This is a genomic window from Variovorax sp. LjRoot175, assembly GCF_964253805.1.
GTDB lineage: Bacteria > Pseudomonadota > Gammaproteobacteria > Burkholderiales > Burkholderiaceae_C > Variovorax.
In genome coordinates this window covers 4363379-4388022 of sequence record NZ_CAXURY020000001.1, presented here as the reverse complement: position 1 = coordinate 4388022, position 24644 = coordinate 4363379, and the positions used below count along the sequence as shown (strand labels likewise).

22 protein-coding genes are annotated in these 24644 nt (G+C 65.8%); 17 read left to right on the top strand and 5 right to left on the bottom strand.

Annotation, left to right across the window (positions count from 1 at the left end):
• The first annotated feature begins 709 nt into the window (after positions 1-709).
• Together ACSQ89_RS21825 and ACSQ89_RS21820 are read left to right on the top strand one after the other, a co-directional pair.
• Positions 710-1138 (top strand): hypothetical protein, encoded by a 429-nt coding sequence (locus tag ACSQ89_RS21825; protein ID WP_093106098.1) that lies wholly within the window; start codon positions 710-712, stop codon positions 1136-1138.
• A gap of 151 nt (positions 1139-1289) precedes the next feature.
• On the top strand, positions 1290-1496 hold the full coding sequence (locus tag ACSQ89_RS21820) for a hypothetical protein (protein WP_093106102.1): 207 nt from the start codon (positions 1290-1292) through the stop codon (positions 1494-1496).
• 17 nt (positions 1497-1513) lie between these two features.
• Here ACSQ89_RS21820 and ACSQ89_RS21815 read toward each other — a convergent pair whose 3' ends face one another.
• Positions 1514-1801 carry an SDR family NAD(P)-dependent oxidoreductase gene (locus tag ACSQ89_RS21815; RefSeq protein ID WP_436294959.1) on the bottom strand — a complete coding sequence of 96 codons (288 nt, stop codon included), beginning with the start codon at positions 1799-1801 and terminating at the stop codon, positions 1514-1516.
• Positions 1802-1824: 23 nt separating this feature from the next.
• On the opposite strand from ACSQ89_RS21815, the gene ACSQ89_RS21810 reads away from it, so the two are divergent.
• Positions 1825-2265 carry a CBS domain-containing protein gene (locus tag ACSQ89_RS21810; RefSeq protein WP_093106108.1) on the top strand — a complete coding sequence of 147 codons (441 nt, stop codon included), beginning with the start codon at positions 1825-1827 and terminating at the stop codon, positions 2263-2265.
• Positions 2266-2287: 22 nt separating this feature from the next.
• Positions 2288-2914, top strand: a complete 627-nt coding sequence (locus tag ACSQ89_RS21805; protein ID WP_436294960.1) for a class I SAM-dependent methyltransferase — start codon at positions 2288-2290, stop codon at positions 2912-2914.
• Here the strand turns inward: ACSQ89_RS21805 and ACSQ89_RS21800 are convergent.
• Positions 2911-3927, bottom strand: coding sequence for a class I fructose-bisphosphate aldolase (locus ACSQ89_RS21800; RefSeq protein WP_436296382.1), 1017 nt, complete (start codon positions 3925-3927; stop codon positions 2911-2913). The genes ACSQ89_RS21805 and ACSQ89_RS21800 overlap by 4 nt on opposite strands.
• 117 nt (positions 3928-4044) lie before the next feature.
• Here ACSQ89_RS21800 and ACSQ89_RS21795 point away from each other — a divergent pair, with 117 nt between their 5' ends.
• From ACSQ89_RS21795 to ACSQ89_RS21765, 7 genes are all read left to right on the top strand, one after another.
• On the top strand, positions 4045-8865 hold the full coding sequence (locus ACSQ89_RS21795) for an NAD-glutamate dehydrogenase (protein ID WP_436295010.1): 4821 nt from the start codon (positions 4045-4047) through the stop codon (positions 8863-8865).
• A 97-nt stretch (positions 8866-8962) separates the two neighbouring features.
• Entirely contained in the window at positions 8963-9916 is a 954-nt protein-coding gene (locus tag ACSQ89_RS21790) for an alkaline phosphatase D family protein (protein WP_436296381.1), read from the top strand.
• 79 nt (positions 9917-9995) lie between these two features.
• Entirely contained in the window at positions 9996-10676 is a 681-nt protein-coding gene (locus ACSQ89_RS21785; RefSeq protein WP_093106118.1) for a response regulator transcription factor, read from the top strand.
• A 10-nt stretch (positions 10677-10686) separates the two neighbouring features.
• Positions 10687-12537, top strand: a complete 1851-nt coding sequence (locus ACSQ89_RS21780; protein WP_436294963.1) for an ATP-binding protein — start codon at positions 10687-10689, stop codon at positions 12535-12537.
• A 97-nt stretch (positions 12538-12634) separates the two neighbouring features.
• A complete protein-coding gene (locus ACSQ89_RS21775) occupies positions 12635-12838 on the top strand; it encodes a hypothetical protein (RefSeq protein ID WP_093106122.1) in 204 nt (67 codons plus the stop codon).
• 125 nt (positions 12839-12963) lie between these two features.
• On the top strand, positions 12964-14400 hold the full coding sequence (gene shkS / locus ACSQ89_RS21770; RefSeq protein ID WP_436294964.1) for a surface-behavior sensor histidine kinase ShkS: 1437 nt from the start codon (positions 12964-12966) through the stop codon (positions 14398-14400).
• 156 nt (positions 14401-14556) lie between these two features.
• Positions 14557-14973: a helix-turn-helix domain-containing protein gene (locus tag ACSQ89_RS21765; RefSeq protein WP_436294965.1), complete on the top strand. Its 417-nt coding sequence runs from the start codon at positions 14557-14559 to the stop codon at positions 14971-14973.
• A gap of 258 nt (positions 14974-15231) precedes the next feature.
• Here the strand turns inward: ACSQ89_RS21765 and ACSQ89_RS21760 are convergent, their stop codons facing one another.
• Positions 15232-16791, bottom strand: coding sequence for a Fic family protein (locus tag ACSQ89_RS21760; protein ID WP_436294966.1), 1560 nt, complete (start codon positions 16789-16791; stop codon positions 15232-15234).
• A 460-nt stretch (positions 16792-17251) separates the two neighbouring features.
• Between ACSQ89_RS21760 and ACSQ89_RS21755 the strand changes: the two genes are divergently transcribed.
• Together ACSQ89_RS21755 and ACSQ89_RS21750 are read left to right on the top strand one after the other, a co-directional pair.
• Complete coding sequence (locus tag ACSQ89_RS21755; RefSeq protein ID WP_436294967.1) at positions 17252-18385, top strand: AAA family ATPase; 1134 nt, start codon at positions 17252-17254, stop codon at positions 18383-18385.
• A gap of 190 nt (positions 18386-18575) precedes the next feature.
• The gene (locus ACSQ89_RS21750) at positions 18576-20180 is read left to right on the top strand and encodes a Fic family protein (RefSeq protein ID WP_436294968.1); all 1605 of its coding nucleotides are present in this window, start codon (positions 18576-18578) and stop codon (positions 20178-20180) included.
• 137 nt (positions 20181-20317) lie between these two features.
• Here the strand turns inward: ACSQ89_RS21750 and ACSQ89_RS21745 are convergent, their stop codons facing one another.
• Together ACSQ89_RS21745 and ACSQ89_RS21740 are read right to left on the bottom strand one after the other, a co-directional pair.
• Positions 20318-20452, bottom strand: a complete 135-nt coding sequence (locus ACSQ89_RS21745) for a hypothetical protein (protein ID WP_436294969.1) — start codon at positions 20450-20452, stop codon at positions 20318-20320.
• A gap of 111 nt (positions 20453-20563) precedes the next feature.
• Positions 20564-20695 carry a zinc-binding dehydrogenase gene (locus tag ACSQ89_RS21740; protein WP_436296621.1) on the bottom strand — a complete coding sequence of 44 codons (132 nt, stop codon included), beginning with the start codon at positions 20693-20695 and terminating at the stop codon, positions 20564-20566.
• 560 nt (positions 20696-21255) lie between these two features.
• On the opposite strand from ACSQ89_RS21740, the gene ACSQ89_RS21735 reads away from it, so the two are divergent.
• From ACSQ89_RS21735 to ACSQ89_RS21720, 4 genes are all read left to right on the top strand, one after another.
• Complete coding sequence (locus ACSQ89_RS21735; RefSeq protein WP_093112166.1) at positions 21256-21399, top strand: DUF1232 domain-containing protein; 144 nt, start codon at positions 21256-21258, stop codon at positions 21397-21399.
• Positions 21400-21602: 203 nt separating this feature from the next.
• Complete coding sequence (locus tag ACSQ89_RS21730; RefSeq protein ID WP_436294970.1) at positions 21603-22112, top strand: ABC transporter substrate-binding protein; 510 nt, start codon at positions 21603-21605, stop codon at positions 22110-22112.
• Positions 22113-22227: 115 nt separating this feature from the next.
• Positions 22228-23850: a tetratricopeptide repeat protein gene (locus ACSQ89_RS21725; RefSeq protein WP_436296380.1), complete on the top strand. Its 1623-nt coding sequence runs from the start codon at positions 22228-22230 to the stop codon at positions 23848-23850.
• Positions 23822-24361: a tetratricopeptide repeat protein gene (locus ACSQ89_RS21720; protein ID WP_436294972.1), complete on the top strand. Its 540-nt coding sequence runs from the start codon at positions 23822-23824 to the stop codon at positions 24359-24361. Before ACSQ89_RS21725 ends, ACSQ89_RS21720 begins: the two co-directional genes overlap by 29 nt.
• The last annotated feature ends 283 nt before the right edge of the window (positions 24362-24644 follow it).

The following is a 24644-nucleotide window of genomic DNA, read 5'->3' as shown; positions in this document are numbered from 1 at the left end:
CGCTGGGGCAAAAAAAGGCCCGCCGAAGCGGGCCAAGGTCAGCCCTTCACAGATGAAAGGAGGGTTTGGAGGAACCAGGGCTGACAGGTGTCAATGTAGGCCCCGAGTTGGGAGTAATTTGGGAGTAGTTTGGGAGAAAGGCCAAGGGCCAGATGTCGCTTTTGCAGGCACAGCATCGTGACGCCCGCGTGGCAACGGTCTGCAGCGATGCGCACATCCTTTTCCACAGTCTTGTCCACTGCCGCGGTGGAGAATCTTCCACTCGGTGTTGACGCAACCATCACAACGCGCGGCAAAGTTGTACACATTTTGTAGTACATGCGGCGTGTGCGCGCACGGGTCCGAGCGGCGGCCTGTTCCCAGTGCATGAAAAAGCCCGCGCGGAGGCGGGCTTTGGATGTTGGCCGTGGGCACTTACGCGGCCCACGTTACGGCACATTCACATGCAGGAGTCACCGTTTGTTTTTTTCGTCGTGGTGGCTCTGGTTCGACGTGCCGCCGTGAGATTCGGCGTTGCCTGCGCAGGCGATCCCGAAAGAGGCCAGGGCGTTTCGGGGAGGCGGGATTCTAGCAGAGCCGCCGCGCGATGCCGGCGACTATCGCGATGTTGTGATTCGACACAGTCCGGCGGTTGGTGCTTACTTTGTCTGACATCACCCGCCTTGCCACCTCGCACCATCGAGCTTCCGTCGAGCCCGGAGAGCGCGCAATGGATTCACCCGTGGTGGTGCGCAAGAGGTACCAGCGATTTTTCGCCTGGACGTTCGTGTTCGCGACGATGCTGGCGCTTGGCATGTTCTGGATAGAGCTTGCCTTTCCGCCCCCGCCTGTTCCGGCCGCTGTTCCGGCGGGGACCGTGAATCCCAGCGCTTTCGACCTGCACGACCTGCAACTGCTGGTGGTGGTTGCCGCGCTGGTGGCGGCGCTCGCGTCCTTCGCGGGCCTCGTCATCGCGACGCCGCTGGCTTGGCTCGAAATTCGAAGAGAGCGCACGCGGGCCGCAATCGAGTCCGCGCTGAAGCGGCAGGACCGGATCGACAGGCTGGCCGCGGCGCGCGTCGCCAATTGGCCGGGTGGCAGGGCCTCCCGGACCGTCGGCCACTTGCACGACCTTCACGGCCACCTCTCCGGCAGATGAAGGGCGGCTCTCCAATTAGTCACATCTTCCGACTTGGCGTTCGAGCCGCGTTCCGCTATTGTTGCGCCTCGCCAGGGAGATCCCAGTCCCGCAGCCCGCCTCACCGGGTTGTCGTGTACGCAAGCGTCGAAAAGCCAGGACGGAGATACACATGCGATTCCCCTATCTGGGCGCGGCACGCGTCAAGTACCTGCTCTCCATGTTCGAGCACCGTCGTCTGATGAGTCGGAGCCCCGGATGGCCGGCGGTGCCGATGGCTGATTTCGCAGACACGCGGAAGGCCGGCGAGCCGGTCGACTGGCTCATCGAAACACGGCCCGCGACCAAGGACGCCGGATCGTTCCAGGGTTTGCGTTAGCCGCCTCGGCTCTTCCTTCAAACCAGCATCGGCGTCGCAGCGCCATCCATCGGGCCGAGCTCCGCTTCCGCAGCGTCGAGCATGGCCAGCGCGGCGCCTGCGTCGCTCAGATTCGCGCTGTGGCCGCGAACCTCGGTGTGCCCTTCCGTTCGCAGCTGGGCCACCGCGTCGTCCAGATGGGCCGCGGTGCGGCCGACCAGGCTGACCTTCGCACCCTCGCGCAGGAACTCGCGCGCGCAGGCCAGGCCGATGCCGCGGCCGCCGCCCGTGCATTGATTTCGAGCTTGGAGTAGTCTGAGGCGCAACGCCCTCTGCGGAGAAATGACCTATGAAGACCGTGGCAGAAATCCTCAAGGAAAAAGGCGACCGGACGGTTCACACCATCGAACCCACGGCCTCGGTGTTCGAAGCCGTCGAGCGGATGGCGCAGAAGAACATCGGGGCGCTGCTGGTCCTGGAGCAGGGCCGCATCGTCGGCATGCTGACCGAGCGCGACTATGCACGCAAGGTCGTGCTGATGGCGCGCTCGTCCAAGGACACGCCGCTGCGCGAGATCATGACGACCTCGGTCATCTACGTGCGCCCCGACCAGACCAGCGAGGAGTGCATGGCCCTGATGACCCAGAGCCGTGTGCGCCACCTGCCGGTCATCGACGAGGGCAAGCTTGCCGGCCTGATCTCGATCGGCGACCTGGTGAAGGGCATCATCTCGGAGCAGAAGTTCATCATCGAACAGCTGCAGCACTACATCACCGGGGAGCGCGCCTGATCTCCGGCCGCGTTGCGACGCAGTGACCCTGACGGCCGAAGACCTCGAACGGATCGCCGCGTCGACGCTCTCGCACTACGACCGGCGGGCCGAAGATTTCTGGGCCGCCACGCGCGATCACGACGTGAGCCAGAACATCGCGGCGCTGCTCGGGGCGATCGAGGCGCCGCCGCCGTTCGAGATACTCGACTTCGGCTGCGGGCCTGGGCGCGATCTGCTGGCCTTCAAGCGGCTCGGGCATCTCGCGACCGGGCTGGAGGGAGCGCCGCGGTTGGCGGAGATGGCACGCGACTACAGCGGCTGCAAGGTGCTGCAGCAGAATTTTCTTGCGCTGGATTTGCCGCCAGGCCGCTTCGACGGCGTGTTCGCGAATGCAGCGCTGTTCCATGTCCCCACGCAGGAGTTGCCGCGCGTGCTGCGGGAGTTGCACGCGACGCTGAAGCCGGGCGGCGTGCTGTTCAGCTCGAACCCGCGCGGCGTTGGCGAGGAAGGCTGGAGCGGTGCGCGCTACAGCGCCTTTCATGATCTGGAGGCGTGGCGTAGCCACATGTCGGTCGCCGGATTCGCCGAAGTCGCTCACTACTACCGTCCCGCCGGCCTGCCGCTCGAACAGCAGCCGTGGCTGGCGAGCGTTTGGCGCAAGCCCTAGTCGGTGCTTTCCATCGAAGCGCTGTACTTTCCCATGGATGCCGCGGCGTTCAATCGCGCGCGCTTCTGCAGCGCATCCTGAGCCAGGCGTTCATTGGCCGGCTGTCCTTGCCAGGCCTGCATCGCGGTGTCCTGCAATGCACGTCCGTATGAGAAGCTCAGATGCCAAGGCTGGGCGCCCATGCGGTTCATCGCGTCCAGGTTGGCCGTCGCTTCGGCCGGCGACTGGCCCCCGGAAAGAAAGTTGATGCCCGGCACCGCCGCCGGCACCGTGCGCCGCAGGACGCGGAGCGTCTCGGCCGCAACTTCATCCGGCGCAGCCTGCTGCGCATGGGCCTTGCCCGGCACCACCATGCTCGGCTTCAGCAGCATGTGCTCGAGCGCCACCCGGTGGCGGTAGAGCGCGTGGAAGACCTCGAGCAGCACGGCCTGCGTAACCTCGGCGCAGCGCGCCAGCGTGTGATCGCCGTCGATCAGCACTTCGGGTTCGACGATCGGGACCACGTCCTGGGTCTGGCAGATCGCCGCGTAGCGCGCGAGCGCTTCGGCATTGGCCTCGATCGCCGCCCGGCTCGGCAGCACGTCGGAGACGTTGTAGACCGCGCGCCATTTGGCGAAGCGCGCGCCGTGCTGCTTGTAGCCGTCGAGGCGTTGCGCGAGCCCGTCCAGGCCCTGCGTGATCTCGTCGCCCGGCGCCAGCGCCAATGGAATCTTGCCGGCATCGACCTTGATGCCCGGCACGATCCCTTGCCGGGCGGCCAGCTGCGGCAGCGCTTCGCCTTCGCCGCTGCACTGGGTCAGCGTCTCTTCGTAGAGGATGACGCCGCTGATGTACTGGCCCAGCCCCGGCGCCGCCAGGATCAGGCTGCGCCAGGCGCGCCGGTTCTCCTCCGTCGACTCGACGCCGATCGCCTTGAAGCGCTTGGCGATCGTCGGCCCGCTTTCGTCGGCGGCAAGAATGCCCTTGCCCTTCTGAACCAGCGCGTCCACAGTGGCTTGAAGTTCGGTGCTCATGGCGTGGCCCTCCGTTCGAGTTTTCCAGTCTCCAACGCCGGCCGCGGCAGCGCAAGTCATTCTTTTGCCCGCATTGCGATGTAGATTTACGACGCCAACCCGGAGACAAGCATGCTGATGACCACCCAGACAGTCGAATCAGGGCGCAGGGACGAGCGCCTCGAAGAAGTGGTGCAACTGATTCGGGCCAAGGTCCCGGCCGAGGCGGCGGACGAACTCGCCGCTTTCGCGCGCCAGTACTTCGGCCAGGTCGATCCCGAGGACCTGGCCGAGCGCCAGGTGGCCGATCTGTACGGCGCGGCGCTCTCGCATTGGAGCTTCGCGCGAAAGCGCGAGCCGGGGCGCGCGAAGCTTCGGGTGTTCAACCCGACGATCGCGGAGCATGGGTGGCAGTCCACGCACACCATCATCGAGATCGTCAACGACGACATGCCTTTTCTCGTCGATTCGGTGACGATGGAAGTCAACCGAAACGGGCTGACGCTGCACCTGACCATTCATCCGCTGGTGGCCGTGAACCGCGGCAGCGACGGTACGCTTCAGGGGCTGGCAGGCGAGGGCGCGTCGCCCGATGCGCGGCGCGAATCCTTCATCCATGTCGAGGTCGACCGCGTGCCCGAGCCGGCCCGGCTCGAGGCGCTGGCCGCCGACCTGGCGCGCGTGCTCGGCGACGTTCGCCTGGCCGTGGTCGACTGGAAGAAGATGCAGGAGCGCGTGCTGGACATCGTCCGCGGCCTCGACGAGCGCGCGCCGCCGATTCCGCCGCAGGAGCTTGCCGAAGGCCAGGCCTTCCTGCGCTGGCTGGCCGACAACCACTTCACCTTTCTCGGCTGCCGCAGCCATGAGCTGGACAAGATCGATGGCGAGGACGTGCTGAAGATCGTGCCCGATTCGAGCCTGGGCATCCTGCGCGACGGCCCGACGCCGAGCGCCAACGCCGCCTTCGCCGCGCTGCCGCCCGAGGTGCGCGCCCATGCGCGCCGTCCCGACCTGCTGGTGGTGACCAAATCCACCTCGCGCTCCACCGTGCATCGCCCCGGCCACCTCGACTACGTGGCCGTCAAGCGCTTCGACGACGCGGGCCAGGTGTGCGGCGAAGACCGCTTCCTGGGCCTCTTCACCTCCACCGCCTACAGCGCCAACCCGGCCGAGATTCCGCTCTTGCGGCGCAAGGTCGCCGACGTGGTCGAGCGCGCCGGCCTGGCCGCGGGCAGCCACTCGGGCAAGGCGCTGATCAATATCCTCGAGACCTATCCGCGCGACGAGCTGTTCCAGACCAGCGACGACGATTTGCTGCACACCGCGACCGGCATCCTGCACCTGGGCGAGCGCCAGCGCTTCCGGCTGTTCGTGCGGCGCGATCCCTTCGAGCGCTTTCTCTCCTGCCTGATCTATGCGCCGCGCGAGAACTACACCACCGAGCTGCGCCAGAAGTGGCAGGACATCCTGATGCGCGAGTTCAACGGCATCGGCTCCGAGTTCAACGTGCACTTGTCCGAGTCGGTGCTGGCGCGCATCCACATCACCGTGCGCACCAAGCCCGGCAGCATCCCGCCCTTCGATGTGCGCGAGGTCGAGCAGCGCCTGGTGGCCGCGGCGCGGCGCTGGGACGACGACCTGAAGTCGGCCTTGATCGAATCGGCCGGCGAGGCGCGCGGCAACGAATTGCTGCGCCGCTTCGGCGGCGCCTTCCCCGCCGGCTACCGCGACGAGTTCGCGGCGCGCGCCGCGGTGTACGACATAGAGCTGATGGCGCAGCTGAGCGACGCGCAGCCGCTCGGCATGAACCTCTACCGACCGCTCGAGGCGCCGCCCGGCACGCTGCGTTTCAAGCTGCTGCGGCGCGGCGAGCCGCTCACGCTCTCGGCCAGCTTGCCGATGCTCGAGCACCTGGGTATGAAGGTGCTCGACGAGCATCCGCACCGGCTCGCGCCGCAGGGCGCAGCGCCGATCTGGATCCACGATTTCGGCCTGCAGAGCACGATCGGCGATGCCGACATCGAGATCGACGCGCTGCGCCCGGTGTTCGAGGAAGCCTTCGGTGCGGTGCTGGGCGGCGAGGTCGAGAACGACGATTTCAACCGCCTGGTGCTCGCGGCGCGTCTGCCGGCGCACGAGATCGTGGTGCTGCGCGCCTATGCCAAGTACATGCGGCAGATCGGCTTCGCGCTCTCGCAGTCCTTCATTGAAGGCACGCTGGTCGCCAATGGGCCGATCGCGCGCGCGCTGGTCGAGCTGTTCAAGCTGCGCTTCGATCCGGCGCGGGCCGACGGCGCCGACGACAAGGTGCGCGAGATCGAGGCCGCGCTCGAGCAGGTGGCCAACCTCTCGGAAGACCGCGTGCTGCGCCAGTACCTGGCGCTGATCCTGGCCACCACGCGCACCAACTTCTGGCGCCGCGATGCGGCAGGGAAGCGGCGCAGCTTCGTCTCGTTCAAGTTCGATTCGTCGAAGGTGCCCGACCTTCCGGCGCCGAAGCCCATGTTCGAGGTCTTCGTCTACTCGACGCGCTTCGAAGGCGTGCATCTGCGCGGCGGCCGCGTCGCGCGCGGCGGGCTGCGTTGGTCGGACCGGCTGGAAGACTTCCGCACCGAGGTGCTGGGTCTGGTCAAGGCGCAGATGGTCAAGAACACGGTGATCGTGCCGGTGGGCTCCAAGGGCGGCTTCGTGCTCAAGCGCGCGCCCGCTGCGGGCGACCGCGATGCCTTCATGCGCGAAGGCGTGGCCTGCTACCAGGACTACCTGCGCGGCCTGCTCGACATCACCGACAACCGGGTCGGCGACGCCATCGTGCCGCCGCCGCAGGTGCGCCGGCACGACGAGGACGACCCCTACCTCGTGGTCGCGGCCGACAAGGGCACGGCCACCTTCAGCGACTACGCCAACGGCATCAGCAAGGAATACGGCTTCTGGCTCGGCGACGCCTTCGCATCCGGCGGCTCGGTGGGCTACGACCACAAGGTCATGGGCATCACCGCGCGCGGCGCCTGGGAGTCGGTGAAGCGGCACTTCCGCGAGATGGGCATCGACACGCAATCGACCGAGTTCACGGTCGCCGGCATCGGCGACATGTCGGGCGACGTGTTCGGCAACGGCATGCTGCTGTCGCCGCACATCCTGCTGGTGGCGGCTTTCGACCACCGGCACATCTTTCTCGACCCGAGCCCCGACGCGGCCAAGAGCTTCGCCGAGCGCGAGCGCCTGTTCAAGCTGCCGCGCTCTTCGTGGGCCGACTACGACGCCAAGCTGATCTCCGAGGGCGGCGGCATCCATGCGCGCAGCGCCAAGTCGATTCCGATCACGCGCGAGGTGAAACAGGTGCTCGGCATCACGGCCGATGCGCTCACGCCCACCGAGCTCGTCAACGCGATCCTCAAGGCGCCGGTGGCGCTGATCTACAACGGCGGCATCGGCACCTACGTGAAGGCGACGAGCGAGAGCCACGCGCAGGTCGGCGACCGTGCCAACGACGCGCTGCGCGTCAACGGCCGCGAGCTGCGCTGCAAGGTCTTCGCCGAGGGCGGCAACCTCGGCTGCACGCAGCTCGGGCGCATCGAGTACGCGCTTGCCGGCGGACGCATCAACACCGACGCGATCGACAACTCGGCCGGCGTCGACACCTCCGACCACGAGGTCAACATCAAGATCCTGCTCGGCCTGCCGGTCACCGAGGGCGAGCTCACCGAGAAGCAGCGCAACACGCTGTTGCCGGAGATGACCGACGATGTCGCCGCGCTGGTGCTGCGCGACAACATCTTCCAGACCCAGGTGCTGTCGGTCACCGGCCGCATCGCGCCGCAGCTGCTCGATGCGCAGACGCGTTTCATGCAGTACCTCGAGAAGGGCGGGCGCTTGAACCGCGCGATCGAGTACCTGCCCTCCGACGAGGAACTGGCCGAGCGCCGCGCCCAAGGCCAGGGCCTGACCGGCCCCGAGCGCGCGGTGCTGCTGGCCTACAGCAAGATCTGGCTCTACGACGAGCTGCTGGCCTCGACGCTGCCCGACGACCCCTGGGTCGCGACGGCACTCGAACGCTACTTCCCGGCGCTGCTGGCGACCAAGTTCGCCGGCTACATGCCGCGCCATCCGCTCAAGCGCGAGATCATCGCCACCCACGTGACCAACAGCACGGTCAACCGCGTCGGCAGCACCTTCGTGCACCGGCTGGCCGAGACCACCGGCGCACGCGCCTTCGAGATCGTGCGCGCCTACCTGATGAACCGCGAGATCTTCGGCATGGTGCCGCTGTGGCTGGCGATCGAGGCGCTGGACAACCAGGTCGACGACGAGGTGCAGTCGAGCATGCTGATCGACACCAGCCGGCAGCTCGAACGCGGCACCATGTGGTTCCTGCGCTCGCGGCGCCTGGCCGAGGACATGTCCGCGACCATCGAGCACTTCAAGCCCAACGTCGAGGCGCTGTCGGCGCGGCTGCCGCAGCTGCTCGACGCCGACGAACGCAGCCGCGTCGATGCGGCGATGGCGCACTACGTTGCCAAGGGCGTGCCGCGCGAGCTGGCCGAGCGCGTGGTCACCTTCGGCACGCTCTACGCCACGCTCGACATCGCCGAGATCGCCGGCAGCGCGCGCTGGCCGGTGGAACTGGTGGCGGCGATCTACTTCGATCTTGCCAACCGGTTGGGCATGCCCTGGCTGCGCGACCGGATTTCGGCGCTCCCGGGCGACCAGCACTGGCAGGCCTTGGCCAAGGGCGCGATGCAGGACGATCTGTCGGGCCTGCAGCGCTCGATCACCGGCGCGGTGCTGGCCGGCGGCGGCGAGGGCGAGTCGCCGGCGGCGCTGGTCGAGGCCTGGCAGGCCAGCAACGGGCGCACGCTCGAGCGCGCGGCGCAGCTGCTGGGCGAACTGCGCGCCGTGGCGGCGCCCGATGCGGCGATGCTGGCGGTGGCGTTGCGGGAGCTGCGGGCGCTGGGATAGCAGGGCACGCCAGGCGAGGGGGTCCCCCAAACGCAGGATGGCAGCCATCGTGTCGGCGGCCTAAGCTTCGACCGCCGGCCCCATCCAAGGAGCATCCATGCGCATCGCCTTCGCCTCCTGCATGACTTCTTTCCGCTTCCCCGATCAATCTGCATGGGACGAGATCGCGGCGCGCCAGCCGGACGTGCTGGTGCTCCTGGGCGACTCCGCCTACTACGATGCCGACGGCGCCAGCATGTCGCAGGTGAAGAGCATGAGCGCGCACGATTTCGCCGTGCACGCTCATGGGCGGCTCGCGCGGCAGATCGCGCGGCCCAGCTTTCAGGCGCTCGTTGCCCAACCCCAGCTCACGACCCACGCGATCTGGGACGACCACGACTTTCTCTGGAACGGCGCCTGCGGCGCCGAGATCGCTGGCCAGCCGCACCTCAGCCACCTGATCCCGCCGAGCCGGGCCGTGTTCGCGGCCTACCGCAAGGCGCTGGCGGCACGCCTGGCCCCGGGCAGCTTCCCGCCCGCGCCATTCATGTGGGATGCCACGACCCCCGAGCCCGGCTACAGCAATGTCGCGCTCGGCCAAAACGTGCTGCTGCACCTCACCGACGGACGCAGCTACAAGACGCGGCGCGGCCGCAAGGCCTTGCTGGGTGCCGCCCAGATGAGTGCGATCGAGGCGGCCTGCAACGCCGCCGATCCATCCACCGTTCACCTCATCGCATCGGGCATCGTGTTCGATGCGCGCAATGGCGAAACCTGGCTCGACTGCAAGGACGAGTACGGGCGGATGCAGGCGCTGGCCATGAACCATCGCATCCTCATCCTGAGCGGCGACATTCACGACAACAACCTGGCCTCCTACCGCCTGACCAACGGGCGGTTCCTGTTCGAGGCCACCTCGTCGGGCGCCGCGGTGTGCACGGCCGTCACCGTCGGCGCCGAGCAGCGCAACTGGGGCTTGCTGAACGTCGACGCGAATCGGGTGGGCATCGAGATCTTCAAATCGGGCGTGACTCAGTACGCCGGCAGCATCGACCGCGCCACGTGGACCTAGTCTTGCCGCCCCGTGCCGGCGTACGGGTGTCATGCCATTTCTGATGCAACAATCCGCCGCATCGAGCGTTCCGCCCACCATGCCCCAGACACGAATTGCCCTCGTCGAAGACGACTTCAGCATGCGCGAGCGCATTGCGCGCGTGGTCAGGGCCGACCCGTCCCTCGAGCTGGCCCACAGTGCCGGCACGGCGCGGGAGATCCTCGAATGGCTGGCCGAGAATCCGGTCGACGTGCTGCTGGTGGACCTGGGCCTTCCGGATCGATCCGGCCTCGACGTGATCCGCGACTGCCGGCGCACGCAGCCCGCTTGCGCGGTGATGGTGGTCTCGATCTTCGGCGACGAGGGCAACATGGTCCAGGCCTTCGAGGCCGGCGCGAGCGGCTACCTGCTGAAGGACGGCACCGAAGCCGATCTTGCCACCCACATCCGCAACCTGCGCGCCGGCGGATCGCCGATGTCGCCCGTCATCGCGCGACAGCTGCTGCGCCGCTGGCAGGCCCATCAGCAGCAGGAGCGGCCGGCGGCCGTCGCGCCCCAGGCCGCCGCAGCCTCCTCTCCGCACGAGCGCCTGTCGCCGCGGGAGTTCGAGGTGCTCGACCTGGTGTCCCGAGGCTTTCCCTATGCGGAAGTGGCGGTGCGCATGGGCGTATCGGTCTCCACCGTGCAGACCCACATCCGCAACATCTATGGAAAGCTGGATGTCCACAACAAGTCGGAAGCAGTGTTCGAGGCGCGAAGCCTGGGCTGGCTTCCGTAGCCGCGGCGCCATGCAGGGCGCCATCCGCGCCGTGACGCGCTGCCTCGCCTTGGCGATCGCCGCGCTGACGGCGGTCGCTGCCGGCCCCGCCGCCGCCGAGATCCACAGCGTGAGCGCGGCCACGGCGACCCTCCGGCCCGAGGGACTGCCGTCCGCCAGCCGGGAGGTCGAGCTTCCGTTTCGCTGGGACCGCGAATACCCGGGGCGCGGTGGAACGGTCAGCTACCGGATCACGCTGCCTCCCGGCGCCACGCTGGACGGCGGGCCGCTGGCACTGCTGCTGTCCGGTGTCGGCAACCAGGCTGCCATCTCCCTGAACGGGACCGTCGTCGCCCGCCTCGGCATCCTCGGCGAGCGCGGGTACGACGCCTCCAAGGCGAGCCACCTGATCCGGATTCCCGCGGCGCTGCTGCATGCCGGCCAGCCCGACGAGTTGCTGATCGAGGCGACGGTACAGCGCCAGCGGGGCGCCGGGCTGAGCGCGGTCAGGTACGGCTCCGAAGCCGCGATCGAGCCCCTCGAGGCGGCGCAGCGGCGATGGCGGCACACCTCGTCCATCGGCTACGCCGTGAGCCTGCTGCTCATGGGCGGGCTGGCGGCGGGCCTCTGGTGGCGGCAGCGCGATGCACTCTACGGCTGCTTCAGCCTGGCGGCCTTCTCGGGCGTGATCCGCAACCTCGATCGCGCCTGGCTCGACGTTCCCGTGCCTTGGCCGCTCTGGGGCGCGATGGTGGCGGTGGGCTATGCGTGCCACATCGGCTTCATCGCCCGCTTCGTGCTGCTGGTCCTGGATCGCAATCCGCCCTGGCTCGTCAGGACCATCCACACGGTGCTGGGCACCGCCGTCGTGCTCGCCTGCGCTTCCTTCGGGCTCGCGCGGCCGGCCCTCTGGACCGCCAGCCTCATCCTGCTCCAGCTCACCAGCATGGCCTGTCTGCCGCTGGTACTGCGCGAGGCCTTCGTCGCGCGCCGGCGCATCGCGTGGGTGCTGGTGGCGGCCGGCACCCTGGCCGTCACGGCGGGTGCCCACGATCTGCTCGCCGTGCGCATCGGCCTCTTCGGTGGCGCCGAATTCACGCTGACCTCGCACGCCATGTTCTTCTTCGTGCTGATCCTGGGTGGCGTGGTGATCGAGCGTTACAGCCGCTCCGTGACCGACTACCGGGCGCTGAACGCCAACCTGGCGGAACGCGTGGCCGAGCGCGAGCAGCAGTTGCGGGGTGCGTTCGAGGAGCTGCGTGCGCAGCAGCAGGAGCAGGCGGTGTTGATCGAGCGGCAGCGCATCATGCGGGAGATCCACGACGGCGTCGGCTCGCAACTGGTCGGCCTGCTCAACATGGTGACGCAGCGCGGCTCCAGCACGGCGGTGCTGGAGGAGCACGTGAAGCTGGCGCTGGACGAGATGCGCATGGCCGTCGATTCCCTGCAACCCACGCACGACGACCTCGCGACGATGCTGGCCACGCTGCGCTACCGGTTGCAGCCCCGCCTCGACGCGGCTGGCATTGCACTGGACTGGGATGTCGCGGCGATTCCACCGGTCGCCTCGTTCACGGCCCAGGTGGCGCTTCAGTTCCAGCGCATTCTGCTGGAAGCCTTCACCAACGTGCTGAAGCACGCGCGGGCCTCGCGGATCTTCATGCATGCGAGCTGGCGCGACGGCGCGCCGCCCCGCGTGCGCATCGTGCTCACGGACAACGGCGTGGGCATCCAGGACGCGCCGGCAATGCTCGGCGCCACGGGCCACGGCACGGCGAACATGCGGGCGCGAGCGATGGCGATCGGCGCCACGCTGCGGATCGAAGCGGGTGCCGACGGCGGCACGTCGGTGGTCCTCGACTGGCCTTGCCACCCGGCCTGACGATCAGGGTAAGGCCCGATCACCGCGTGCCGCTTCACGCATTCCGATGCCGCACAATCCCGTCAAGAAGAGAAACAACAGCGGGTAAGGAGGAGAGATGGCGTACGAGCTGCTGAGGAGGATCATCGCGGGCGGGCTGCCGATGACGGTCACGCACGAGGAGGACATCGAACACCTGCGCATCCTGCGCGACGCGGGCTATGTCAAGGCGGACATCCCGATGGACGACGGGGCGGCCGCGCTCGTCAACGCGGTCACGCCGCTCGGTCGCACGGCGCTGCGCTACTTCGGCGGCGGATAGCGGATCCTCCTTCGTGCGCAGTTAAGATCACTTGTCACCGCCGACCGCCGCAGGCGGTGGGATGCAGGGCCCCTCGCGAGGGGCTTTTTAATGGCCGGACTGACAGTGGGAGAGGGCAGTGAGCCATGATGGGTAATTCGTCATTCGCAGGGTTGGGCAACTCGTCATTCGCGAGCCTCACGCCGGCACCGGCATCCGCCGACGAGGCCGAACCGTGGGTGCGCGGCGAGCTGATCCGCAGCCTGATGCGGGCGTCCCGCGGCTCCTACCTGCTGGCCGCGGCGCTGATGCCGGCCATGGTCGGCCTGAGCTGGGGCCATGTGCCGCCCTGGCAGCTGTTCGCCTGGCTCGCCATCGGCATCGGCGCCACCGCCTGCCGCATCTGGGGCGAGCAGCTCTACGGCCGGCACTATGCCGACCGCGACTCGGCCGCCCAGCAGTACTTCGTCGAGCGCTACCGCTTTCTCTGGAGCGCCAGCGCCTTCGCCTGGGGCCTGTCGATCCTGATCTTCTTCGAGCGCACGCCGCTGGTGAACCAGTTCATGAGCTGGCTGATCGTCGCCGGCGTGGCGACCTTTCCGCTCAACGGGCTGGCGCTGCATCCGCCGCTGCTCAAGCGCTACGTCAACACGTTGTTCGTCACCATGCTGCTGGCGATCGTCTTCCGCGTGATCGAACTCAAGTTCGAACGGCCGCATTTCCACTACGGTTTCCTGCTCTTGCCGGGGCTGCACTGGTGGCTGCTGCTGCGCGCGGGGCGGCGCATCCACGAGACGGCGCGCAACAGCTTCGAACTGCTGTTCCACAACCACATCCTGATCAACTCGCTCACGCAGCAACGGCAGGCGGCGGTGTCGGCGGTGGCGATGAAGAACCGCTTTCTCGCCAGTGCCGCGCACGACATGCGCCAGCCCGTGCTGGCGCTCTCGCTCTACGCCGACTGGCTGCGCAACGAGCCCGAGCTGGTGGCCGAGATCGCGCCGAAGATCGTGCGCGCGACGCATGCGGTCAATGCGCTGTTCGACTCGCTGTTCGACCTCGCGCGCATCGATTCCGGCCAGGTGCGGCTGCACATCGAGCGGGTGGATGTCGCCCAGCTGCTGCACGATCTCGAACTGCAGTACCGGCCGGTGGCCGAGGCCAAGGGATTGACCTTTCGCATGCACGTGAGCTCCGGCACCGTGCTGACCGACCCGATCCGCGTGCGCCGCATGATCGGCAACCTGCTGGCCAACGCGATCAAGTACACCGCCGAGGGCGGCGTCCTGCTGGCCTCGCGGCACACGCGCGACGGCCTGCGCGTGGAAGTATGGGACACCGGCATCGGCATCGCGCGCGAGCACTTGCGCGACGTGTTCCTGGAGTTCTACAAGGTGGCCGACCATGCCGGCACGTCCGATGGCTTCGGCCTGGGCCTGGCGATCGTGGCGCGGCTGTCGCATGCGCTCGGGCATCCGGTCAGCGTGCGCTCCAGGCTGGGCCGGGGGAGCGTGTTCCGAGTCGCCTTGCACGACGCCGACGAATCCCAGGCGCAGACGCGTATTTCGGGCGCCGTAGGATAAAAAAACCGGGCCACGAGCCTAGCCGTTGGCTTAAGTGTTGATCCCGACGACTTGGTCTCGTAGACCGCCCTCCCTGCCCGTTCGGGCTCGGAGGGATTTTTCTGGCCAGGATTTCTCTGTCAGGTTTTCGATTTCCCGAGGCCGTTGCGGGTCTACATGGACCAAGACAGTGGCATCCGGGCGGCCTTCCCGGCAGCTTTTGTCGACCGGATCAAAGAGCGAACCGCTGATGGCTGGTACGTGTCGGTGCTCAAGGAAACCACCATCCACGACAAGGAGGCCGCGGTCAAGCTGGCTCGTGATCGCCTAAAGGCGGAGGCGGAGGCGGAGGTGCGCCCAGGCCTGGCCCAAGTTCAGGACATGCCGGCGCCAGCGATCGCGGCGAGCGAGTTGATCGCCCTGCGCGAAAGCCTCCATTTGTCCCGTCCTGTATTCGCCCGCTACTTGCGCACCAATCCGAGGACGCTGGAGAACTGGGAACAGGGCCACGCCAGGCCGAATGCGCAGGCTGCACTTTTGATCCGTCTTGTCCAGCGCTTCCCTGATACGGTGGATCGGCTCGCATCCGTTTGAGTCTTGTCTTGTCGATAGACGATGGCTGATGTCCGTCGCCGGCCAATTCTGTTGAAAAACTCGATTGCTCACCGCCCGCGCTGCCGCGGTCGAAAATCGACTTCTCAGAATCGCGCAGGAGACGCGAACGACGAGTGGCTAAGGGGTCAATGACCCCCAGAAACGTCCGACTGGGAGCCACATCGAGCTTTTTCAACAGAATTGGCCAACACCGGTCGTTCGACGCCCGAGCCCAATCGAGGCAATATCGTTGCCCGCTCAGGGCGCGTGCCGTTCGAAGTACTCTGCAAAGCGGCTGTTGACGGTCGCCTCCATGCGTTCGACTTCGGCATCGCTCAGTCTTTCGGCCAGCTTGCGCTTGTTCCTGGACAACTTGCCGTGTCCTTGGACGATAACGTCGATGAGTGTGTTGAGCTGCGACTGGCGCATGTCGAGCCAGTTTCCCAACTCGCGCACGGTAAGGTCATGGGCGCGAAGGTAGGCCACCTCGTCCAGCAGGTCCTCTTCGACGCATAGCTTCACACACTCGAGGATGAACTCGCACATCTCGGTGGCGTCGAAGTAGGCGTACAGCCATGCCGGTTGCGGAGACCGTACCAAGATGGTGGCGCTTTCTGCATCCAGCAGGTAGTCGAGAAGCTCCGTGCGCGGCCGCGAGTAGCTCTTGAGCAGGGCGGAGTAGCGAGGCAAGTCCTTGAGCATGCGCGCAGACAGTGGCAGCACCACACCGGCAGGCGTGAAGCCGGCCTGTCGCAGCACATGGTGCAGCAAGAAGCGATGCAGCCGCCCATTGCCATCCAGAAACGGATGCACGTAGACCAGGCCGAACGAGGAACAAGCAGCAGCCAGTACCGGATGAAGGCCCCGCCCCGCGGCCAACGCAGCGACCTCGGCCACTGAGTCCATCATCGAGTCCACGAGCGTCGGCGGCGGAGGTATGAAGTCAGCGATGTTCCGCAGGCGTCCTCCCGGGCGCGAAAGCCAGTTCTGACTATTGCGATAAGACGCTTCAATGGACAAGGGGCCAACAATCTGTGACTGCCATTGCACCAGCTGCTCTTCACTGAGCGCGCCGGGCTCGCCGGCCTGTTCCAGCAGGCGTCGGAACTTGGCCGAGCGATTGTTGTCGGGAATTTCGTCCTCGATGTTGTAGGTCGAGCGCGTCTCCGATAGGTACAGGAAGTCCACGGCTCGTGCCAACATTTCCGGCTCGAGGTTGCTCAGGGCGTTCGCCACCTTTGCGCCGAGGTCCTGAGCGAGTAACGCGTCGAGCCTTTCAGTACGCCGAATCAGAGGGCTGAAGAAGCGGCCTCCCACCAGGTTGTGCGTCACGCCAAACTTGGTGTCCGGCACGGCTGGGCCGGTGATGTACTCCTTTGGGTCGAGCACGGGCACGCGTGGGGTGCCCGGCGGCAACTTGTATGCAAATTCGTGTCCCGTCAGCCACTGGGCCAAATGTCCCGCCATTCGGGCGTACTTCGACGAGGGCTTGTCCTCTAGCCAAGCCTGCACACCCTCTAAAGTCTCCCTGTGCTCGAAGAGGGCGCCCAACACGGTGAGGTTCAGTCGCTCGCGCTTGAGTGCGAAGGTCAGTTGGCCCACCAAGCTGTTGGTGTCGGTCAGTCGTGGAAGAGGCAATTCGATGCGCTCGTCTCCGTCTGCTGCGATGATATGGCGCTCGACAGCACGGTCCACGCCTACGCTCACCGTGCGTAGCGGCGGCACCTGCAGTTGATAGCGCCGAATGAGGGCTTCGTAGCCCAGGTAGACCGGCGCGACGCGCGGGCTACCAGTGGCGGGTTCGGCAAGCGAATTCATCTACTCGAGCAGCGCCTAGGTCCGGATTTGTCTAGGTGGGTTGAAAAATCATCTACTTCACGGGCCATTCTACCAAATTCGTCTACGTTTGTTGGTCTGATATCTACTTTTCGGCCATCAACCAAAAAACAATCTACAAGGCCAGCGTTCCAGAAATGACAGACACTTCCCCCTTCCCCCTTCCCCCTTCCCCCTTCGGCCTTCTGAGCGGCGCTGCCCTGCAAGCGGCCCTGAAACCCCTCCGCGTAGTTCGCCACGTTCAGCGCTGGCGAGCGAGCAACCGAAGTCCGCACGGGATCCTCTGCCGGATGCCTGAAGGCGGCCAGAACCGGACATCCGCAACGTATCGGCAAACGAATCACCCATCGGACATGTCCCGTCCTATGACGAAGGCAGCGCGAGTATTGTGAAAAATTAAACTACCTTTCAATAATTATGAAAGTTGACTATAATTTTTCGTATGGAACTGAACCAGATTTGGCACTGCCCCCGACCGGAGCTCGCAAAGCGCTACCTAGCCCTGCTGCAAGCCGGGCCGGTTGTGAGCACGACCATTTTCGCGCCCCGGCGCACTGGGAAGACGGTGTTTCTGCGCAAAGACCTGACGCCAGCAGCCGACGCTGCCGGCTTCACCGTCGCGTACGCGGACCTTTGGCAGACGAGGTTGAACCCCGGCATCGCGATTGTTCGGGGACTGGAGGAAGCGCTCACGCCGAGGACGTTGGCACAAAAGGCGCTCCACAAGCTGCATGAGCCGGTCAAGAAGGTCAAGGCATCCGGCAGCGCGGGTGAGTTGAAGGGCGCCATCGAGGTTGAGTTAGGCGACGCGAAAAAGGAAGCCACTGAACTCGCCCTGCGTATCGAAGAACTCGTTGTCAAGCTTGTTTCCAAGAAGAAGCTTCTGCTCTTGGTCGATGAAGCTCAGGAACTTGCACGAAACAAGGAGAATGAGCTGATGGCAATGGCACTGCGCACCGCCATCACCAAAAATAGCGACAAGCTGCGAGTCGTATTCACCGGCTCATCGCGCACGCAGCTCGCCAACGTCTTCTCCAACAGCACCGCGCCACTCTTCTCGGGGGGCGCCGCTGTTCAAGAGTTCCCGCTGCTTGGCAGAGATCTAGTCGAATTCGTCGCAAAGAAGTTCCAGGTCGCCAGCGGACGAACCCTGGACGTCGCCGCAGGGTGGACGGCCTTCCAAGAATTCCACCAGCAGCCCGAGCCATTCCTCTCGGTGGTCGTGGCCATGCTCATGGACCCATCGCTCACCTTAGAGCGCGCTGTGGCAACCGAAAAGGCAGAGCAGGACAAGGAGGAAAACCACGAAGGAACCTGGGCGTCGCTCGATGCGATGCAGCGCCAGCTCCTTTTGCTCTTCGTCAACGACCCGCATGCCAAACCATTCGGAAAGGCGGCGCTTGCGAAGCTTGCCAAAGCTCTCGGCGTTCCATCGCTCGCGCCGTCCGACGTGCAGTATTCGCTCAACAACTTGAAGTCCAAGACCATCATCTCGAAGGCGCCAGGCGGTGTGCACACGTTCGAAAGCGCGGCGTTCGAGCGCTGGGTCAGAACGTTGGCGCCCGTTAATCCCTAACCGGCGCCAAACCGGCTGTGGCGTGTGGCAGCATCCGGGCCACTTCCGGACGTTCGCGCCTCATTCGCCGACCTTATCCGGCATCAAAGTAGAGCCAGCGCAAAACAAAATTGTAGATATTCAGAAAGACTCAAAAGTAGAGCAATAGTGTAGCAAAATAGTAGAGTTTCAATACTGGAGCCACCCGCTCATGGCTACGCCCAATGAAAAGCTCGCCGCTTCCCTGCACGTGCTCAAGTCCTTGCAAGACAAGGGCATCCAGGTGATTCAGGCTTCGGAGGCGCCCGAACTCACCCGCGTACACCGCGAGCGCCTTCAAGCCGCAGGATTCCTGAAGCCGGTCATTCAAGGCTGGCTGTTGCCGAGCAACCCCGAAGAGGGTGACGGCGACTCCACCCACTGGTACGCGAGCATGGAGGTGTTCGTCGCGGCGTACGCGAACGCCAGGTTTGACGACAAATGGCAATTGAGTCCAGAGCTATCGCTGCTCAAGCACAGCGGCCACACCAGCGTGGCCAAGCAGATTCAGTTGCACTCTCCCGAAGCCAGCAATAAGCACCAGGACCTGCCGCATGGATGCTCGCTGTTCATGTACAAAGTGAAGCCGCAGACTCTGGTCGACGGACGCTCGCCCGGTGCGAGCGGGTTAATTCTCGTTCCGCTCCCGGAGGCGTTGATTCGGGTGAGCCCATCCTTTTTCACCGGCCATGAGCTTGCAGCCCAGGTTGCGCTTCGGCAGGTCGACATCACGACGCTGACGGGTCTTCTCCTGGAAGGCGGCCACAGTGTGGTTGCAGGGCGCATGGCGGGAGCCTTGCGAGCGGCGGGTCGAGAGGCCGACGCCAGCCAGTTGGTGGCTACGATGAAGGCCGCGGGCTACGTCGTCTCCGAAAACAACCCCTTCGAGCGGCCGCTGGCGCATATTGGCGGCCGGCTCAACGAGTCGCCCTACGTCCAGCACATGCGAGCCATGTGGTCGAGCATGCGCGAGGAGGTGGTGCAGCGGTTCGAGACAGTGCCTCGCCGTCAGCACACCGAAGTCCAGGAACTGCTGGCAGACATTGCCGCCCGGTATGTGGCAGACGCGTACCACTCGCTGTCCATCGAAGGCTACCGCGTGAGCATTGAACTCATCGAGAAGGTGCGCAACGGAGACTGGAGCCCACTGACCAGCGAGGAGGACCGCAAGACGCGTGACGCCATGGCAGCAAAGGGCTACGCGGAAACCCACAAACACCTGCGAGAGTTCATTGGCCAGGTGCTGTCATCGAGCAAGAGTCCTGCGGTTGCATTCAAGGAGGACTTCTCTCGGTGGTACGTGGCGCTGTTCTCGCCGAGCGTAACCGCGGGCATCTTGAGGCCTCGAGACCTGGCGGGCTACCGAAACAGCCAGGTGTTCATCCGCAATGCGCTGCATGTCCCGCCGGGCCCAGACGCGGTGCGCGACTGCATGCCGGCGCTGATGGAACTACTGCAGGAGGAGAATCATCCGGGCGTACGAGCGGTACTGGGCCATTTTATGTTCGTGTTCATCCACCCCTACATGGACGGCAACGGGCGCTTGAGCCGCTTCCTCATGAATTACATGCTGACGACGGGCGGCTACCCTTGGACCATCGTCACCGTTCAGTCCCGCAGCCAATACCTCGCAGCCCTTGAGCAGGCAAGCACCTACGGAAACATCAAGCCGTTTGCCGACGTCATCTGCGGCCTCATCGAGGCCCAAGCTGCCCAGCCAATCGAGCGCATCACACAGCGACCGGATGCGGGCGATTGGACGAAGCCTCTGACTTGAGCGGTGCTGCCCGAAATGCGAGTCCTTCGTCGCCGGCGTGGCCGCGACACTACTGTCTTGGCTGGGCGATTTCTTCGCCGATGAGTTCGCGCAGTCCTGTCCTATCCCGCCCGACGCCGACAGGCAGAATGCGGCCATCACCAGCCGTTCATGTGGATGCCATAAAGCAGCCGCTCGACGCCGCTCTCGACCCAGTGTTGACGGTCGGTCGCGCTGACTCGGCGCCGCAAAGCTGTCGGTGGGGATGGGCGATTCACACGGTCTTCGTCCATTCGACGCGCTCCTCGAACCAACTGATGGCCGCGAGCGCCTTGCGTTCGACCTGGAGATGACCACGCCGCCTTCGAGGACAGACCGGCCGGTGCCAACGCCGGCCTACACGGTCACGACGACTTTCCCCCGAGAGTGCCCCCTTCGACATGGCCGAGCGCGGCAGGAGTCTCGCTCAGCGGGTAGGTCCCGTCGATGACCGGCGTGAGCTTGCCGGATTCGACGAGTTCGTTCCGAAATACCAGATCGTCACAAATCGGCGTCGAAAGATGCGTGCCCCTTGCGCTCGGTGCGGGGCCCTCTCCTTGGCCACGACAGCGTTGGCGCGTTTCACGGCTTTGGCTTTACTTGCCCGTTGCTCTCGGAGATATTGAGCGCTCGGTCGACCTCGTTGTAGCTCAGCCCAGCCTGCAGGTGTAGGCGCAGCTGCGACAACATTTGAGCGTTGAGAGTGCCGTCCTTGAGGCGGTACGGGGTGCTACCGGGCATCAATCGGCATCCTGCGATTCCCGCGAAGCGCTTGATGGGCCACATAAGCCACCTCGCATGCTCCGGAGAGGGCCTTTGTCGATCGCAAGGGCCGCGATGCGATTTCACCCACTCATTCATTCAACGCGACATGCCTTGTCGCGCGCATACCGATGACGCGCAGATCGCTGCTGCGCAAGCTCTCCAAAGCAGACCGCCGCAGTCGCCGCTGGAGGCGTTCGCTGGGCGCTGGCGTCAACCACAACACAGCGGGAACGCGCGCGAGCTCGGCTTGTACAGCGTGTCCGGAGCTTGCGCTTCAGTGACGGTTGTCTAGATTGGAGAGACAGACCTGCTGCCCGAGGCGATCCCGCTGCTCGGCGTCGTGGACGACCTGGTGATCGTGCCGCTGGCGATCCGCTGGTTGCTGGCGCGCTTGCCCGCCGGGGTGCGCGGCGACGTCGAACGCCGGGCCGGCTGAGATTTCAAGCTCGCAAGCTGTGAATGGGGCACACCATTGCGGCGAAAGAATTCCTTGGCGCCGCCTCGTCGAGACGTAGACTTTTTCGAAGCGCGCCCGGCTTGGTGGTCGAGCGCGATCGTCGACGCCAAGACGGAGGCCACCATGGATCGTCTTCCGAAACGGGCAACCCTCATTCGCCTCGCAGCGCTGGTTGCGCTGCCATGCCCAAGGCATCGCCGGTGGCGGTGCTGTTCCTTCCCAGAAATCCGGTGCACAAGCTTTTCCTCAAGGAGATGGAGGCAGCGGCAAGCCCCCTCGGCGCACGCGTGTTGCCGGTGCCGATCGGCGCGCCGGCCGACATTCCGGCGGCTTTCGAAGGCATGGCCCGTCAGGGCGTCGCGTCGGTGTTGGTGCTGCCCGACGATCCGTTCGTGATCCAACATCGCCGACGCTTTATCGAGATGGCAGCCAAGCACGGCTTGCCTTCGTTCTTCGGCCTGCGCGAGGCCGTCGACGACGGCGGCCTGATGAGCTATGGCGAAAGCCTGACTCAGACCCATTTCCGCGCCGCGTACTACGTGGACAGGATCCTCAAGGGCGCGAATCCAGGGGAACTTCCGGTCGAGCAGCCCACCCGGTTCGAGCTGGTCGTCAATCAGAAGACCGCGCGTGCCCTCGGCGTCACGATCCCGCGATCGGTCCTGCATCGCGCCGATCGCGTGATCGAATGAAGGTGCATCCCCCACGGTTCGATCGGAGCCTTGTAAACCCGGAGATCACGCACTAGAGTCGATTTCGGGCGCGGCGCATTGCCGCCATCCCGGCGGCGTCCCAGGAGGGCACAGCATGCATCACTTCATTCTCACCGCACGCGCAGTGGCCTGTCTGCTCGCGATGGCCGGCGCAGCGTTTCCAGTGGCCGCGCAAGACACCGCAGGCAAGCCCGATCGCCTCGGCACCGTGCACTTCAAGGTCGAATGCAATGCGGCCGCGCAGAAGGAGATCGACCTCGCGATGGCCTACTACCACTCCTTCGCCTGGTCGTACGTGAAGGATCCGCTCGACCGGGCGTTGAAGGCCGACGCCGGCTGCGGCATGGCGCACTTCGTGCGGGCTCTCTCGCTGCTGGACAACCCCTTCGGCTGGCCCGGCAACGTGTCGGCGAAAGTGCTGGCCGACGGCAGCGCAGCCCTCGACGCCGCACGCGCAACAGGCCTCAAGAGCGAGCGGGAGCGCGACTACGTCGCGGCGCTGTCGGCCTTCTACCGCGACCACGAGAAGCTCAACCACCGCACCCGCGCGAAGGCGCTGGAAAGCGAGTTGGAGAAGGTGGCGCAGCGCTATCCCGACGACCGCGAGGCGTTGATCCTGCATTCGCTGGTGCTGTCGGCCAACTTCGATCCGACCGACAAGACCTACGCCAACCAGTTGCGGGCCGCGCGCCAGCTCGAGCCGCTGTTCAAGGCTCTGCCCGATCACCCGGGCGTGGCTCACTACCTGATCCACAGCTACGACTACCCGCCGATCGCCCACCAAGGCCTCGAGGCGGCGCGTCGCTACAGCAAGATCGCCCCCGATGCCGCGCACGCGCAGCACATGCCGTCGCACATCTTCACGCGGCTCGGCGCCTGGCGCGACTCGGTGGAATCGAACCGGGCCTCGGCGCGATCGGATGCCGGCAAGTCCGCCCAATCGATGCACGCGTTCGACTACATGGTCTATGCGCACCTGCAGCTCAACCAGGATCGCGCCGCACGCCAGGTGATGGCCGAGGCGCAGGCGCTGCCCAATCGCGCCGACAGCTTTGCATCGGCCTACGCCTATGGCGCCATCCCGGCCCGCCTTGCACTCGAAGGCGGCCTCTGGTCCGAGGCCGCCGGTCTGGAGTTGACACCTTCGGCCAGCGCGTACCCCTGGCAGAAGTACCCGCAAGCGGAGGCGGTCAACGCCTTCGCGCGCGGGGTCGGCGCGGCGATGCTGAAGGACTCCGCACGCGTGCAGGTCGAGTTCAAGCGCCTGCAGCAGCTGCGCGACGCGGCCACAGCACTGAAGATCGCCTACTGGGCCGACCAGATCGACATCCAGTCCGAGGTCGTGCGCGGTCTCGCGACATTGGTCGATGGCGGTGCCGACGAGGGGCTCGACATCTTGCGCAAGGCCGCGACGCGCGAGGATGCGACGGAGAAGCACGTCGTTACGCCCGGGCCGATCGTCCCGGCACGCGAGGTGCTGGCGAATGCGCTGCTCGACCTGAACAAGCCGGCCGACGCATTGCGTGGGTACGAAACAGTGCTGAAACGCGAACCGAACCGGCTGCGGGCCACCCTCGGCGCGGCGCGGTCTGCCGAACGCCTGGGCGACGCGGCGAAGGCACGCTCGCACTACACGAAGGTGCTCGAACTGACGGAGACTGCCGATAGCCCACGACCCGAGGTGATTCATGCACGGAAAGTGCTCGGCCGCGGTTGAGTCAGGGCGAAGGCTGCTGCTTCGCGCAGCGGGGGCGGCGCCGCTTCTCGCCTGGAGCCACGCGCTCGCGGTCGAGAGCGACCCGCTGCCTGTTCCTCAGGGCACGCCGCGCGAGCGCGCGGTGCGCGTCTACAACGAGGGCGTGAAAGTGTTGCTCGAGCGGCGCCATGCCGAGGCCCAGAAGCTTTTCGAACAGGCATTGGCACTCGACGAGAAGTTCGCCGAGGCGCACAACAACCTCGCCTACAGCGTGCGCATGCAGGGAGCACAACACTTCGAGCGCGCACTGCGTCATTACAACCGGGCCATCGAACTCAAGCCGGCGCTGGCGCAGGCCTACATGTATCGCGGCGTCCTCTTCACGCAGATGGGCGACATGGCGAAGGCGCGGGCCGACCACGCGCGGCTGCTGGGCATGGACCGCGACCTCGCGGCACGCCTTGCGCTGGCGATCGACAAGGCCGTGGCATCACCGGACGACCGATCCGGCATTGCGGGCCAGTACGAATAGACCGCGCTGCAATCCGAACTTTCGCGTTGTACTTGCGTCGACGCTGCACTACGTTTGGCCGACGTGGCTTGGCCTTGCTGGCGCCCGTGTGCAGAAAGGGCAAGCGAGCGCCTTTGAGCCAGTCATGCGACGGCCCGAAGGCGGACGGGGCTTGCGAGCGAAGGGTCTCGGCTTGCGTTCAGGTCATTTGAGTTCGTTTCTCAACGCATCGTTGAGAAGGAGAGCGACATGCTCGGCGAAAAGATCGGTGCGATCTCAGCGTCGCGGCGAGCCCTACACCCGT